Raw genomic sequence first — 13324 nt, forward strand, 5'->3', positions numbered from 1 at the left:
GCCGTCTTCCGGCCACGCCTCCCGCCACATCCCCCACCACGGCCCCCGCCACTTCGCCCGCGGAGCTGCACCGCCGGTTGTTCACCGCCCGGCCGATTGGCGGTGCGACCGCCATGGCCGCGGTCGGCTACGACATCTACGGCGTCCTGCGCGGCCCGCGCGTCAAGCGGGTCACGGTGCCACTGGCCAGGCTGCCCAGGTCGGCGCGCGGCCTCTGGAACGCGGTGGTCAGCGACGTCCACCTGAGCCGCAGCTTCACCGGGCGCGTCGTGGCGACGGTGAACGCGCCCCGGCCCGGCCTCATCGCCGTCGTCGGCGACCTGGTGGACGGCCTCGGACCGGCCGTCGAACCGCTCAGCGGGCTGCGGGCGCGGCACGGCGCGTACTACGTGACGGGCAACCACGACTACATCTGCGGCGCGGAACAGGGGACGACGCACGTACGGGAACCGGGACTGCGGCTCCTGGCCGGCGAGCGGGTGGAGCCGCCGGCCTTCGACATGGCCGGCGGCAACGAGGTCACCGGCGAGGACCCACGACGACGGCCCCGGCCTCGCGGCGGCGCCGGCGGACCGCGACCCGGCCCGCACGCCGGTACTGCCGGCCCACCGGCCGGTCTTCGTGGCCGAGGCCGTACGGCACGGCGTGGACCTGCACCTGCCGGGCCACCCCCACGGCGGCCGGCTCCGGCCGATGAACCACGTCGCCGCGCCGGCCGCGAAGTCGTCGGACCCTGCCGGGCGGCGGAACCCCGGGTGTCGTCGCTCAGTCCCTTACCGGACCGGCGGCGGACGACTTCTCCGCCACGCGGGCGGGAAGGGTGACGGTGACGGTGGTGCCGCTGTTCGGTTCCGAGGCGATGTCCACGCTTCCGTGGTGGGCGTGCACCACGGCGCGGACGATCGACAGGCCGAGGCCGGAGCCGCCGCCGGCGCGGCCGCGACTGGTCCCGGCCCGCCAGAACCGGTCGTACACGCGCGAGAGTTCCTCGGGCGCGATGCCCGGACCGGAGTCGGCGACCCGCAGGACGGCCCGGCCGTCGCGACCGCCCGTGAGGGTGACGTCGATCGCGGCGTCGGCCGGGGTGTGCTGAAGGGCGTTGCCGATCAGGTTGTTGAGGACCTGCTGCAGCCGGGGCGCGTCCCCGGTCACGTGCACGGGATCGGGGGCGTGCAGCCGGATGGCCCGGGCCAGCGGCGCGAGACGGTCCTCCAACTCGGTGACCAGCTCGGTGGTCTCCGCGTCCCGGGGACCGGTCTCCGGAATGACCTGGACCCGTGCGGTGGCGCCGTCCTGCGAGTACTCGGCGGGGCTGATCCGGGCGATGCCGTCGACCCCGTCCAGCTCGGCGGCGACCTGCTCACCGGTGCTCCTCAGGGTGCCGTCCGCCGCGTCGCTCACCAGCACCACCAACGGGCCGTTGGCACCGGCACCGAAGGAGTCGGCGACCTTGTCATAGCTCTGCCGTACCGCGGTCGAGGTAGCCTCGCTGCCGTCGTCGGGCAGGGCCAGCTGCGTGGCGGGCAGGGCGAGCGCGCCCAGCAGCAGGACGACGGCGACGGTGGCCCGCCAGGGGTGGCGTACGACGGTCTCGGCCCAGCGCACCCCCATGGGCGGCTCGGCGGCGGAGTCGTCGGCCTGCCGTTCGCGGCGCGCGGCGCGCGAGTCGGCCGCGGGGCGCAGCCGGCCGCCGGCCACGGACAGCAGCGCGGGCATCAGGAACAGGGGCATGACCACCGAAGCGGCGACGGTGAGGGCGGCGCCGAGCCCCATGGTGGTCAGCGCCGGGACCCCGGTGATCGACAGCCCGACCAGCGCGATGATCACGGTCAGGCCCGCGAACGCCACGGCGCTTCCGGCGGTGGCGGTGGCCCGTGTGGCGGCCTCCTCGACGTCCCGGCCCGCCGGCAGTTCCGACCGGTGGCGGGCGAGGATGAACAGGGCGTAGTCGATGCCGACCGCCAGGCCCAGCATGAGCGCCAGCGACGGCGCCTTCTCGTAGATGTCGAATGTCGCGGCCAGGCCGGTCAGCGCTGCCAGGCCGGTGCCCACCGCGAGCACCGCCATCAGCAGCGGCATGCCGGCGCTCAGCAGCTGCCCGAAGGTGACGGCCAGCACCAGCGGCGCCACCAGCAGGCCGAGCGCCTCGGCCGGTCCGCCCGGCGATCCGGACTCGCGGTAGGCGTCACCGCCGAAGAGGACGTCGATACCGGCCGCGCGGCTGCTCTCCGCGGTGTCCTTCAGCGCGTCGAGATCGTCCTCGGGAACGGCCTCGTGCTCGGCCGCGCCGAACCGGACCTGCGCCACCGCCGTACGCCCGTCCGGTGACACCGTGCCGGTGGCCGTGGGGTCGGTGACCGAGGTGACCCCCGGCACGGTGGCCGCGGCGGTCAGCGACTTGCCCATCGCCTCGGCCATGGCCGGGTACTTGAAAGAGGTGTCCTCGGGAGTCTCGAAGACGATCTGGGCGCTCTGGTGCTCGGACGAGGGGAAGTGGCGGTTCATCTCGGTGAGGGCGCTCTGCGCCTGCGAACCGGGAATGTCCGTCTCGGCGGTGAACTCACCGGCGGCCCGGACGCCCAGCGCGATGACCGCGGCCATCAGCACCAGCCACGCGGCCAGCACCGCGCGCCGTCGGCGCGCCGCGAACATCCCCCATCGATGCAGCGGTACAGCCATGGTCAGAGCTCGTTTCTCTGTCGGGAACGGTCAGCGAAACGACATGGAAGCCGCAGGAGTTGACGGAACACCTGCGCGTTCCTTGACGGTTCCCGGCAACGGGCGGGTCGAGCTTCCGATCCGTTCACGGGCCGCCCTAATGTCGGCCGGGCGGCGCCACGGTGGCGCCGCCCGGCAAGGAGAGAAACAGTGTCCGAACGCAAACGCAGACTCAGCCGCCGCACGTTCGGCGTCGCCGCCGTGGCGGGTGCCTCCGCCACCGTCGCCGCCGGAGCGACCGCGCTCGCCACGACACCGGACACGGAAAAGGCGCAGGACGGGCGGAAGTTCGAGCTCACGGGCGCCGTCGACGTACACGCCCACTACATCACGCCCGCCTACCGGCAGGCGCTGATCGACGCTGGTCAGGAACAGCCCGACGGCATGCCGGGCATCCCCGACTGGAATGCCGCAGAGGCCCTGCGGTTCATGGACGCCGCGCACATCGGGTCCGCGGTCCTGTCGGTGTCCTCGCCGGGTTTCGCCCTCGGCGACGAGGCCCGGACGCGTCGGCTCGTGCGCCAGGTGAACGAGGAGGGCGCCGCCCTCGTCCGCCGGCACCCGCACCGTTTCGGGCTGTTCGCCTCACTGCCGCTGCCGGACACCGCGGCGGCGCTGGCGGAGACACGGCACGCCTTCGACGTGCTGCACGCGGACGGCGTGGTCCTGAAGACCAACTACGACGGCACGTACCTGGTGGACGCGGTCGGCGACACCCTCTTCGCGGAACTGGACCGGCGGCGGGCCGTCGTCTTCCTGCACCCGACCTCACCCGCCTGCTGGGAGTCGACCGCGCTGAACCGGCCGCGCCCCATCGTCGAGTTCCTCTTCGACACCACCCGCGCCGTGCTGCAGCTGATCTACGAGGGGGTGCTGAGCCGGTATCCCGGCATCCGTTTCATCATTCCGCACGCGGGCGCGGCACTCCCCGTACTCGCCGACCGGATCGCGTCGTTCGCGACCATGGAGGACATCCCGCCGAAGGACGTCATCGAAGCGCTGTCGAAGCTGCACTACGACGTCGCGGGCTTCGCCCTGCCCCGGGCCCTGCCGGCGCTGCTGAACCTCGTGTCGCCCGACCGGCTGCTCTACGGCAGCGACTACCCCTTCACCAGCGCACCCGTGGCCACGGCCCTCGCCGCGAAACTGGCCGCCACCGACACCCTGGACCTCACCGAGAAGCGTCAGATGTTCTCCGGCAACGCCGCGCAGCTCTTCCCCCGGCTGACCGGGACGAAGAAGGACTGAGCGGCGTCCCCCCGAGGCGCACCGCCGTACGACCATGAGACATCGAGGAAGACCATGAGGTTGCTGTTCAGCGCGGTCCCGGCCTACGGCCACATCCTGCCGCTCGTACCGCTGATGGAGGCCGCGGTCGAGGCAGGCCACCACGTCGCCCTGCTGACCGCAGGGGGCATCCAGGACGACATCGGACCGGAACTGCCGCCCGGGTCGAGTTCCTGGCCGCGGGCAGCATGTCGGGCGAGTTCTCCGCGGACGCCGCCCGCCGCACCGGAGCCGACGTGTTCCCCCCGATGCCGGCGACCATCGGGGAGATCTTCGGCGGCTCCCGGCTGGACCTGGGCGATGCCGACTCCGTCGCGGCGATATGGTGCGTGACCGGCTGGATGGACCGCGGTGCGACGAGGACTTCGCCGACTGGTGTCCCCGGGATGGGCGGTCAGGTCTCTCGCCTGCTCAACTGGCCACCGTCTGTCTGCTGCAGTTCCCGCTCGGTCTCTCGGACCGACCGGCAGCCCAGGCGGTCCGCTGCCGCATCGATTTCAAGTACGCCATGGCCATGGAGCCGGAGGATTCCGGCTTCCACCACAGCGTGCTGGCCGACTTCCGTGACCGTCTCGCCGAAGAGGACCGTGCCGACCGTCTCCTCGACCTCGCGCGGGCCCGTCTCATGGAGGCCGGCCGGTGCGCGGGCGCACCACACAGCGCACCGATTCCACCCACGTCCTGGCCGCAGTGCGCGACCTGACCCGCCTGGAGCTGATCACCGAGGCGGTCCGGCCCGGGCACCGGCCGCGCACTGATGGGCCCGTACGATGGTGGAGTCCACCGGGATGGCCCAGTCGATCTCGCCCGCGGCGTCGGCGGCGGCCCGGAGCTGCCGCAGACGCTCCCAGGTGCTGTCGGCCGGCCACAGGCGGTGGCGTTCACAGACGGTCTTCCAGGGGCCGTACTCCTCGGGAGGATCCCGTCCTCGGCCACAACGTCCATTGCTCACCGGCAGGAACGGCCGCAGCCGTTCCCACTCGGCATCTGTCGGATCGCCCCGCCCCATGCCCACGACAACGGCCCAGGCACGGGGCGGTCACATGATCGCCCGGACAGCTCCTAACGGGACGACCCTGGCCACCGGCGGCATGGACCGCACGGTCAGGCTCTGGGACGTCGCCACCGGGCGCGAGATCGGCGATCCGCTCGACGGACACAGCGCCGACGTCACCGGTGTGGCCTTCAGCCCCGGCGGCAGCACGATGGTCAGCTGGGGCAGTGACAACACTGCACGGGTGTGGAACGTCGAGGCGACGGTGGGCCCGGTGCGGTCACTGTGCAGATGGGCCAGGGGCGCCTTCACCACCGACCGGTGGCGTGACGACGTACCACCGGGCCCTGCCCCCCGCGCACTCTGCTCGGCGTCCTGAGCGGACGTGCGCCGGTACGGGCCCGGCCTCCCTCCCCCGACCGGCTCGGCACGGTCGACCATCCCGGACCGACGGACACATCGGCTGCCCCGGCGCCGCGCGCACACGCCGGCGGGAATCCGGCCCTCGAGGGCACCGGTGGAGCAGAACCTGTGCAGGACCTCATGACGACACGCAGTGGGCGGGCGGAGCGATGCGGCGGCCCGCCCACGGGACCAGCACCGCCTGAAGTCCGAGAGGCCATGAGCTGGGTAAAGAGATTCCGCCCAAGCCCGCCGGTTGGTCGATCAGGCTGTGCAGCCCTCGGCAGCGAGTGCACCGGCGGTGACCTTCTTGGGAAGCACCTTTCAGCAAATAAAAGAGTATTTTGTCCCGGCAGGGCTGTTTGATAACTCGGGCGACAAAGCCGCTTGGATCAGGCGATCGTGCGTGTGGCGATCGGGCTATGTGGGCCCGTAGGGCCTGCAGGTGCAGGTGGGATCGTCCGTAGAGGCAAGGAGGGGTGCCGGGAATGGTCGCCGCGGAACAGCGCGGTTGTTGCTCGGTAACGGTGATGAGGCCGCGCTGGAGTTGACCGTGGAGCCCTGGGCGGAAACGCGTCAGATTCTCCCGAAGCGGATATGGGTCGTTGTCACCCACGTGCCTGCAGCGGATGGACCATGGTCCGGGCCTCCGCGTGGGGACGAACCGTTCCAGCTCGGCCATCGGCCCGAATCGGTCACGGTGTGGGTCAACGGCAACTGCTTCCACCTCGGCGACACGGAAGGGAATGCGATCGCCCCGGCCGACTGGCAATATCCTGCTCGGGGTTCCGCCTCCTGAACTTGGCGCATACAGGAGGCGCGCCGGTTCGGTGTGGATTCGTGGGTGAACCGTCGGCTCATGAGGTCGACCATGGCCACCTTGATCATGGCTTCGGCGCGGTGGGGGTGGGTCTCGTAGCCGCGGGCGAGACGGCGGTGGCGCATGAGCCGGCCGAAGGCCCGCCCGGTGGCCCGGCGCCGCGGAATCACCCTGGAGTCCTTCTGGCGGGGGCGCGACGGGTTACTTCGACGTCGGTAGCGACTGCCGGAACCCGGCGAGCCGGCCCCCGACAGCCCGTCGTCCCGTGTCACCCCACCCGTGGATCAGCGGGGATTCCAGGAGTTCCTCGGTGATCGCGCCCGTGGCGCCGTTGTCCACGTAGTAGGTGCTCGCGCGCTTGTGGCCGGGGGCGATCACGTCGGACTGGGAGCTCGCCGGGAGGTGGCCGGGGCGGCGCCGGTGAGAGCGTCACCCGGCCTGCGGGTTCTCATCTGCTGTCAGCAGCTGTAGCTGCGCTTGCCGTTGATGAGGTAGCGGTCCTCCGCCTCGGTCTTCATCTTGTACGAGGCGGTCCAGCAGCCGCCCGTGCCCTGGCTGATGTAGAGCGGGCCGGCGAACTTGCTGTAGTAGCCGTCGTCGGTGCCGCATGCGCTGCTGGCGCTGGTGCCCGGACAGGCCTGGAGGAACATGTAGTTGGCGTTGCCCGGTGTCTCGTTCTTGAAGATCACGCAGAGCAGCCCGCCGCCCGCGTAGGCGGCCATGCTGCCGTCGTCGCCGTTGACGTCACCGGGGAGGTCGCCGTCGACGTAGACCAGCGTGTTGTAGTTGCCGCCGCACTCCGTGGCCTGGGCAACGGCCTCCTGCGGGTTGGCGGCGGCCCACGCCCTGGTCTCGCCGTCGGCGTCGGCGGCGACCGTCACCTTCGGGGCGACGGACTGCCCGGCGGCGGACGCCGGGGTGAGCAGTACGCCCATGGCGGCCGTGGTGGCGGCGAGCACGCCCAGTATTCGCTTCATGGTCGGTTCCTTCCGTCATACGCATCGATGATGTGAACTGGAGTTCGAAGCGGCCGTCGCGGCGGGGCACGGAGCCCCACCGCGATCCGTGCCTAGCGGAACGTCGCCTCGCGGAGGGTGGTGGCCAGCCGGGGCAGGCGTTCGTCGTGCGGGCCGACCGCGATGTAGAAGAGCGACTCGTCGACCGGCTTGTCGTCGCCGCCCCAGCGGACGACGCCCTGGCAGTCCGCGAGGATGTCCCGTACGGCGGCGACCTGGAGGGGGAACAGCGAGCCCTCCGCACCGGCGCCCTGCCGGATCCGAACGGCCGTGCCCGAGGCCAGGTTGGAGTCCGGGAGGCCACGGCGCAGGCCCTTGGCAGGGTGCCAGCCGGCCAGGTCCACCGCCGCGAGCTCCTGCACCTCGTAGTGGAAGCGGCGCACGACGTGCACGAGCACCGTCTCCACGTCGCCGATCCACACCGGTACGGCCAGTCCCGTGCCGGCCACCGGGCGGGTCCACACCTGTGAGTCGAGGTCCGCGTTCGGCTGGATCGTCCAGCCGTTCGCGGAAGTCGCCGGACGCCGGGGCCCGCGTCGTTCGTCGGCCACCGCCGTGGTGGCGGGCAGCACCGAACCGACGGCCGCGGCCCCGCCGATGACGGCGCAGGCCTTGACGACCGTACGCCGTGTCATGTCGTGATCCACGTTTCCTGTCTCCCTATGAGCTGAATCAGCTGTCAGAACAGACCGAAGATCACGAAGAACGGCGCGAGGGAAGCGGCGGCACACACCGGCCAGTAGCGGGAGCCCCGTACCGGTGTCCGGCGCCGCAGCCAGGTGTTGGCCAGCCCCCAGGCCAGGCCGAACAGGCAGAACACCGGTGCGGCGATGACCAGCCAGAGCAGCATCCCGTCGTTCTCGTTCGGGTCCTGCATGGTCCAGCCGGCCGCCGCCAGCGGCCCGTTGGCCAGGATGTACCACGCCAGGAACAGAGGAACGACGGCCGGGACCCCGAACAACAGGTTCACGACGAAGGGGACGCAGAGCTTCCGCATGCGCTCATTCTTCACGATCAGTCCGGCCTACTGGGCGCGGCTGAGCTTGTTGTAGTTCTCCAGCACGTTGTAGAGCCCGATCAGCTCGCGGCCGTACTTCTCGGCCTTGTCGCCGGTGCCGTTGTAGCGGGCCAGCAGCTTCTGGCTGTCGGCCTGGCTGGTGGTGAGCGACGGGCGGGCGATGCCGAGCTGGTGCGCGTTGTAGATGGTCAGGTAGGCCACCGAGGGGATGTTGTACTCGGGCTCCTGGAGGTTGTCCCACACCGCGCGGGTGTCCGAGCCGGTGAGCGGAGTGCCGTGGATGATGCCCTGGTCCATGCAGTAGTTGCGGGCGGCGATGGTCACCCAGGCGAAGATCTGCCCCCAGCCGGTGCTGCAGTCGTCCTTCAGCCCGGCCTTCACCGCCTCGTCGGCGAGCGCGTCGAGCGGGTTCAGCTTGCGCAGCTCCCACAGCACCGGTGCCTGGATGAGCGCCTTGCGCAGCTTCAGGGCCCTGGCCAGGTTGGTGAACAGCCAGTCGGCGTCCATGACCTTGTTGAACGCCTCTGTCGTGGAGATGACGTCGTACGTCACCCAGTCGTCGTCCACGGTCCAGCCCTCGCCGCCGGTCTCCGGGACGCCGATCGACGTCAGATACGCCTGGACGTCCTTGAGTGCCGCCGCCCGGTACGTCGCCTTGTCGAAGTCGACGTCGAGGTCGGAGTTGACCGGGACCCCGGGGTCGAAGTCGCCCTGTCCGATGTCCCGGCCGGAGGCGATGTTGTTGTCGATCTCGATGGCGCCGTCCCCGGAGCCGACCTTGATGGTGGCGATCTGATCGAACGCCCAGTTGGTGGGCAGCGGGTAGCCGAGGTTGCCGGAGAACCCGGACGACATGTCGGAGACGAAGCCGGCGGAGGCGTATCCGGCGTCGGAGACACGCTGGCAGACGTTGCGCGGGCCGTAGACGCCGACGCCGTAGGCGGAGTTCTCACCGACGGTGCGGTAGACGCCCCGGAAGTGCTTCAGGACGTATTCGGTGATCTCGCCGTCCTGGGCGTCGTAGTCGACCGCGAAGTAGATGATCGTGCCCGGCTTGAAGCCGTGGATCTGGGCCCATTCGATGGCGTTCGTCGCGTCGATGCAGCCCTGGGGATAGCTGAAGTAGTCGGCCGAGCGGGACCAGGTCTGGTAGATCGGGAAGCAGCGCAGACCGTACTGCTTGATGGTCGCGAGCTCGCCGGGCTGGATCTGCTTCTCCGGCAGGCTGGTGCTGGACGGGTTGGACAGATAGCGCCCGATGTACTTGTAACCGGCGTCCTTCAGGGCCTGCGCGCGGGCCGGGGTGATCTTGGTGACGCCGTCGCAGGCGGTTCCCTTGCGGGTCTGGTCGCCGTAGGAGACGAGCAGGGACGCCCAGGTCTGGAAGTCGCCGACGCCCGTGACCGGGAGCTTGGCGAAGGACTGGAAGGACTCCACGCCGGTCTTGACGTCCCCGGTGAAGTTGCCGAAGGGCACGTTCCGCTTGTTCAGGATCATCGCCGCGGTGAACAGGGAGGCCCAGGTGCCGGTGGTGCCGACCGCGACCGTGTGGTTCTTCAGGCCGGACTGGGTGCCGGGGCCGAAGACGCCGTTGGCGGTGCCGTCCGCCATGCCCAGCTCGTACTGGATCGCGAAGAGCATGGACTTGGCGACGTCGCGGGAGTGATGGCCGTCGCACGGGATCAGGTAGAAGTCCCTACGGCCCACGTAACGCCTGTTGAGCCACTGCTGGATCGAACGGATCTCCTCGGAGCCGTTGCTGACCGTGACGTAGGCGTCCATGTTGAGCAGGCCCTTGACGACCTTCGGCTCCAGGGAGCTGCCCGCGTAGACGGTGTCGACGCCCATGTTGGCCTTCAGCTTGGCCACCGCGTCCTTGACGCGTCCGTTGTAGATGCCGTCGATCTCACCGCCGTCGTAACCCTTGCAGTACAGGGCCGACTGCAGGATGCGGCAGAAGTTCGCCGACGGCACCGTGGAGTCGTTCAGCTCCGGGTACTTCGACTGGAGCGTGGACAGTGTGGTCGGCCCGAAGGAATCCGAGAGGCTGGTGATACCCATCTCGTACTGCAATGCCCGGGTCAGGGCGTACATGACGGGCCAGCCGGTCCTGCCGTCCTCGGCGAGCTTGGATATCCCCAGCGCCGCGCCGTTGTTGTAGGTCAGATTGATGAATCTCTGTGCCCTGAGCACCATTTCGTCGGCCATGCCGAAGCAACCCCCCCGTTGATCTACGCGTCCCCTGGCGGACCGGTCAAGCCGGTCACGTGACGATCACTCTAGGCAGGGCCTCACGGACCAAGGCAAGACCGGCAGGGAAACGTGGCTGAATGATCATGGCATGACAAAACGCATGGTTGGGACGGCAGCTGAGTGCCGAACCCAGATATTTCCTGTGCGACGGAAGTGAAGCGAGGGACCAGGGCGGCAGCGGCGATCAACGCCCGTTGGCCGGATCTCACCCGTCGGACATGACGCCCGCCGCCGCCCCGGACGCCCGCCCCGGCGGCCTTCGCCGAGGCGGGACCGCCTCCGGGGTTGCGTCCTGGGCCGGCCGCCGGTTCGCCGCCCACCCGGACGGCCCCTCGCCCCCCAACAGGCGTCACTCGAAACGGCCACTCCCAGAGCGTCCCCGCCGGACGGCGACCCCCGGTGGCCGCCGACGGGCATGCGCGGCGCCGAGGGCCGGCCCTGGGTGTCGTCGCTCCCGCCACGGGCGGTGCGCACCGCCAGCCGGACCAGGTCGGCTCCGGTGAGGCCGGGCCGGCAGTGCACCGCCTGCTGCCAGGCCGGCGGGATGCCGGACAGCCCCAGCGCGCGCCGAGCAGGGCGCCCGCGATCGCCGCGACGGTGTCGGTGTCCGTCCCGGTCCGTACCGCCGCCTCCAGGGCGAGGCCCAAGTGCCGCGCGGAGAAGCTGTTCTCGGCGGATTCAGTTTCGGAACGGCGGTGCGGGTGATCGCCGACCAGGCGGCCTGGAGCGCGTCGACGCCCCAGCCGTTGTGGGCGAAGTGGTGCGGTGGCTCGGCCTCCGCCTCGACCAGCCGCCGCGCCCACACCTCCCGGCGGTCGGCGGGGGAGCAGGTCCAGGCCGGCCCGCACGTCCTCGAAGGTCCCGTGCAGCACCGCGGTGCGGATACCGGAGCACCGCAGCGCGCAGGCGTCGGCGCAGTCGGGGGGCCGGGTGGGTGAGCGCGCTGACGGCGGTGGCGGCCTGGGCCACCTCGGCGGCGTCTCAGAGATGCCCCAGGGCGACGACGCCGGTGCGCATCAACGGGCGGTTCCCCACGCTGCGGTCGTTGCCGGCAGTGAAGGGGTGGGCCGCGTCGAGCATCGCCGCGCCCAGCGCTCCGGGGGCGCCCAGCACGGCGCGGGTCTGGAAACGGACCTTGCCCCCTGATCTCGGACACACGAGACACTGGATCCTGAGGATCTGAGAACGGACATATCGTGGTCATGAAGCACTATCCGCCGGAGTTCAAGGCGGACGCGGTCGCGCTGTACCAGTCGCGACCCGAGGCGACGATCCGCCAGGTCGCTGCCGATTCGGGCATCAACCCGGAAACCCTGCGGAACCGGGTCCGGGCGGCCGGTGCGAGCCGGCCGCAGGGACGCCGCGCGGAGACACCCGCCGGGCCGCCCACGTCGCTGGAGGCGGAGAGCGCCGCGCTGCGGAAGAAGGTCCGTGAGCTGGAGGAAGAACGCAAGATCCTGCGCAAGGCCGCGAAGTATTTCGCCGGGGAGACGCGCTGGTGAACCGCTTCCAGTTCGTCGCCGACCACCACCGCCGCCACGGCGTGAAGCGGCTGTGCACCATCCTCGGCATCGCCCGCTCGAGCTTCTCCTACTGGTGCAGGACAGCGACCGTGAGGGTGGCCCGCCAGGCCGTCGACGCGAAGCTCGCTGCCCGGATACGCACGCTTCGTCAGGCCTCGGACGGCACCTATGGCGTCCCCAGGGCCACCGCCGAGTTCCGGGTGAACGGCGAGGTGGTGAATCACAGGCGCGTCATCCGGATCATGTAGACGATCGGGCCGGCCGGGCTCCGCCTGCGCCGCAGGCACCGCACCACCGTCCCCGACGCGGCCGCGGCGAAGGTCCCGGACCTGATCGGCCGCGACTTCACCGCGGACCAGGCGAACACCGACGATCGGCAACCCCCGCCGCGAAGCGGCCGACGCCCGCCAGCGGGCCGAGCATGAAGCCCGGATGCGGGAGCGCAAGAAGCAGCTGCGCTGCGCGGCCGAACAGCAGCGGGCCGAGCCGGGGGCCCGCCGCCCGGTGTGCGCCGGCTGCGGCACCAGGCTCACCGACGAACGGTGGAAGGCCACCGAGCCCGCCGACTGGGACGCCGGGCCGGAAGCCGACGCCGGGGGAGGGGAGGCGGAGTCCGTCCCTGCCGGTGCGCCGGGAGGTGGGAACGATCGTATCGGCGGCGAGCTGGAAGCGCTCGGAGCATGCGCTGCGCTGCTTCTTGAAGCTGTTGCCCCGGATCAGGTGCCGCGTGGGCGGGATTCCGCTTCGGCTCCGGTTCTCCTCGGGCGTGAGCGAGACGAGAGCTTCGCGCAGGTCGCCGGCAGCCATGATGCGATAGGTGACCTGGATAACTCCGGCGCAAGCGAGCGCGTCGACGTGCGCCGCGTCGGAGCGGTGGGGACGGGAGCCGGCTCCGTCGTGGATGGCCAGGTGCCGGTCGACGGCCGCGGCGAGCGAGCCCCGCCGCGTCGTATGGCACGGGCGCGGTGCTGGACGCCCACGGCGGCTACAACGTCTGAACCCGTACTCCTGCCGTGTGCCCCGAAGGACATCGCGCCTTCGGGGCACGCACCGCCGACGATCCGCGCATGCGTGGATGGCTTCCACGTGCGCGCGAAAGAGGGGGAGCCGCGGCCGGTCGACCGGCGGAAGACGGGCAGCGGGCACCATCTGATCTACGACGGCAAGGGCACCACGCTGCACGTCAGCACGACCGAGCACCCAGTCTCTCGACCTTGTCGATGACATCCCGTCCGTCGCCGCCGCGGCCGGGCCGCGGCGGCGACGGACGGAGTGCCTCCTGGGCGACAAGGC

16 protein-coding genes and 1 pseudogene are annotated in these 13324 nt (G+C 70.9%); 7 read left to right on the plus strand and 10 right to left on the minus strand.

Going from position 1 to position 13324, the window contains the following annotated elements; translation table 11 throughout:
- Nucleotides 1-113 precede the first annotated feature (113 nt).
- Nucleotides 114-824: a metallophosphoesterase gene (locus tag ACFY3N_RS20255; RefSeq protein WP_390818049.1), complete on the plus strand. Its 711-nt coding sequence runs from the start codon at nucleotides 114-116 to the stop codon at nucleotides 822-824.
- Here the strand turns inward: ACFY3N_RS20255 and ACFY3N_RS20260 are convergent.
- Nucleotides 766-2679: an MMPL family transporter gene (locus ACFY3N_RS20260; protein ID WP_390818050.1), complete on the minus strand. Its 1914-nt coding sequence runs from the start codon at nucleotides 2677-2679 to the stop codon at nucleotides 766-768. The genes ACFY3N_RS20255 and ACFY3N_RS20260 overlap by 59 nt on opposite strands.
- Before the next feature lie 189 nt (nucleotides 2680-2868).
- Here ACFY3N_RS20260 and ACFY3N_RS20265 point away from each other — a divergent pair, with 189 nt between their 5' ends.
- Both ACFY3N_RS20265 and ACFY3N_RS20270 read left to right on the plus strand, forming a co-directional pair.
- Complete coding sequence (locus ACFY3N_RS20265; protein WP_390818051.1) at nucleotides 2869-3966, plus strand: amidohydrolase family protein; 1098 nt, start codon at nucleotides 2869-2871, stop codon at nucleotides 3964-3966.
- A gap of 361 nt (nucleotides 3967-4327) precedes the next feature.
- The gene (locus tag ACFY3N_RS20270) at nucleotides 4328-4708 is read left to right on the plus strand and encodes a transposase (RefSeq protein ID WP_390818052.1); all 381 of its coding nucleotides are present in this window, start codon (nucleotides 4328-4330) and stop codon (nucleotides 4706-4708) included.
- Between the two features lie 15 nt (nucleotides 4709-4723).
- On the opposite strand, the gene ACFY3N_RS20275 is transcribed toward ACFY3N_RS20270, so the two are convergent.
- Nucleotides 4724-4957 (minus strand): hypothetical protein, encoded by a 234-nt coding sequence (locus ACFY3N_RS20275; RefSeq protein ID WP_390818053.1) that lies wholly within the window; start codon nucleotides 4955-4957, stop codon nucleotides 4724-4726.
- A gap of 55 nt (nucleotides 4958-5012) precedes the next feature.
- Between ACFY3N_RS20275 and ACFY3N_RS20280 the strand changes: the two genes are divergently transcribed.
- A complete protein-coding gene (locus tag ACFY3N_RS20280) occupies nucleotides 5013-5378 on the plus strand; it encodes a WD40 repeat domain-containing protein (RefSeq protein ID WP_390818054.1) in 366 nt (121 codons plus the stop codon).
- An 836-nt stretch (nucleotides 5379-6214) separates the two neighbouring features.
- On the opposite strand, the pseudogene ACFY3N_RS20285 reads toward ACFY3N_RS20280, so the two are convergent.
- From ACFY3N_RS20285 to ACFY3N_RS20320, 8 genes and pseudogenes are all read right to left on the minus strand, one after another.
- Nucleotides 6215-6435: pseudogene (locus ACFY3N_RS20285) on the minus strand (IS5/IS1182 family transposase); the annotation flags it as partial.
- Nucleotides 6423-6599 (minus strand): hypothetical protein, encoded by a 177-nt coding sequence (locus tag ACFY3N_RS20290; protein WP_390818055.1) that lies wholly within the window; start codon nucleotides 6597-6599, stop codon nucleotides 6423-6425. The gene ACFY3N_RS20290 and the pseudogene ACFY3N_RS20285, both read right to left, overlap by 13 nt.
- 80 nt (nucleotides 6600-6679) lie before the next feature.
- Nucleotides 6680-7198 carry a hypothetical protein gene (locus tag ACFY3N_RS20295; protein ID WP_390818056.1) on the minus strand — a complete coding sequence of 173 codons (519 nt, stop codon included), beginning with the start codon at nucleotides 7196-7198 and terminating at the stop codon, nucleotides 6680-6682.
- A 92-nt stretch (nucleotides 7199-7290) separates the two neighbouring features.
- On the minus strand, nucleotides 7291-7872 hold the full coding sequence (locus ACFY3N_RS20300) for a twin-arginine translocation signal domain-containing protein (protein ID WP_390818057.1): 582 nt from the start codon (nucleotides 7870-7872) through the stop codon (nucleotides 7291-7293).
- A 44-nt stretch (nucleotides 7873-7916) separates the two neighbouring features.
- Nucleotides 7917-8234, minus strand: coding sequence for a hypothetical protein (locus ACFY3N_RS20305; RefSeq protein WP_390818058.1), 318 nt, complete (start codon nucleotides 8232-8234; stop codon nucleotides 7917-7919).
- A gap of 27 nt (nucleotides 8235-8261) precedes the next feature.
- Nucleotides 8262-10463, minus strand: a complete 2202-nt coding sequence (locus ACFY3N_RS20310) for a glycoside hydrolase domain-containing protein (RefSeq protein WP_390818059.1) — start codon at nucleotides 10461-10463, stop codon at nucleotides 8262-8264.
- 83 nt (nucleotides 10464-10546) lie between these two features.
- Entirely contained in the window at nucleotides 10547-11380 is an 834-nt protein-coding gene (locus tag ACFY3N_RS20315) for an ADP-ribosylglycohydrolase family protein (protein ID WP_390818060.1), read from the minus strand.
- A 109-nt stretch (nucleotides 11381-11489) separates the two neighbouring features.
- A complete protein-coding gene (locus ACFY3N_RS20320; RefSeq protein WP_390818061.1) occupies nucleotides 11490-11666 on the minus strand; it encodes a hypothetical protein in 177 nt (58 codons plus the stop codon).
- A gap of 44 nt (nucleotides 11667-11710) precedes the next feature.
- Between ACFY3N_RS20320 and ACFY3N_RS20325 the strand changes: the two genes are divergently transcribed.
- From ACFY3N_RS20325 to ACFY3N_RS20335, 3 genes are all read left to right on the plus strand, one after another.
- Nucleotides 11711-12010 (plus strand): transposase, encoded by a 300-nt coding sequence (locus ACFY3N_RS20325; protein ID WP_390818062.1) that lies wholly within the window; start codon nucleotides 11711-11713, stop codon nucleotides 12008-12010.
- Nucleotides 12007-12279, plus strand: a complete 273-nt coding sequence (locus ACFY3N_RS20330) for an IS3 family transposase (protein WP_390818063.1) — start codon at nucleotides 12007-12009, stop codon at nucleotides 12277-12279. Before ACFY3N_RS20325 ends, ACFY3N_RS20330 begins: the two co-directional genes overlap by 4 nt.
- A gap of 184 nt (nucleotides 12280-12463) precedes the next feature.
- Nucleotides 12464-13255 carry a hypothetical protein gene (locus tag ACFY3N_RS20335; protein ID WP_390818064.1) on the plus strand — a complete coding sequence of 264 codons (792 nt, stop codon included), beginning with the start codon at nucleotides 12464-12466 and terminating at the stop codon, nucleotides 13253-13255.
- Nucleotides 13256-13324: the final 69 nt, after the last annotated feature.

This window comes from Streptomyces sp. NPDC000348, from assembly GCF_042898795.1.
Lineage (GTDB): Bacteria > Actinomycetota > Actinomycetes > Streptomycetales > Streptomycetaceae > Streptomyces.

Bases quoted from the DNA above. Each gene is read 5' to 3' on its own strand.
- ACFY3N_RS20335 (WP_390818064.1), top strand. From the start codon at position 12,464: ATGCGGGAGCGCAAGAAGCAGCTGCGCTGCGCGGCCGAACAGCAGCGG.
- ACFY3N_RS20280 (WP_390818054.1), top strand. From the start codon at position 5,013: ATGCCCACGACAACGGCCCAGGCACGGGGCGGTCACATGATCGCCCGG.
- ACFY3N_RS20325 (WP_390818062.1), top strand. From the start codon at position 11,711: ATGAAGCACTATCCGCCGGAGTTCAAGGCGGACGCGGTCGCGCTGTAC.
- ACFY3N_RS20270 (WP_390818052.1), top strand. From the start codon at position 4,328: ATGGTGCGTGACCGGCTGGATGGACCGCGGTGCGACGAGGACTTCGCC.
- ACFY3N_RS20305 (WP_390818058.1), bottom strand. From the start codon at position 8,234: ATGCGGAAGCTCTGCGTCCCCTTCGTCGTGAACCTGTTGTTCGGGGTC.
- ACFY3N_RS20310 (WP_390818059.1), bottom strand. From the start codon at position 10,463: ATGGCCGACGAAATGGTGCTCAGGGCACAGAGATTCATCAATCTGACC.
- ACFY3N_RS20295 (WP_390818056.1), bottom strand. From the start codon at position 7,198: ATGAAGCGAATACTGGGCGTGCTCGCCGCCACCACGGCCGCCATGGGC.
- ACFY3N_RS20255 (WP_390818049.1), top strand. From the start codon at position 114: ATGGCCGCGGTCGGCTACGACATCTACGGCGTCCTGCGCGGCCCGCGC.
- ACFY3N_RS20300 (WP_390818057.1), bottom strand. From the start codon at position 7,872: ATGACACGGCGTACGGTCGTCAAGGCCTGCGCCGTCATCGGCGGGGCC.
- ACFY3N_RS20260 (WP_390818050.1), bottom strand. From the start codon at position 2,679: ATGGCTGTACCGCTGCATCGATGGGGGATGTTCGCGGCGCGCCGACGG.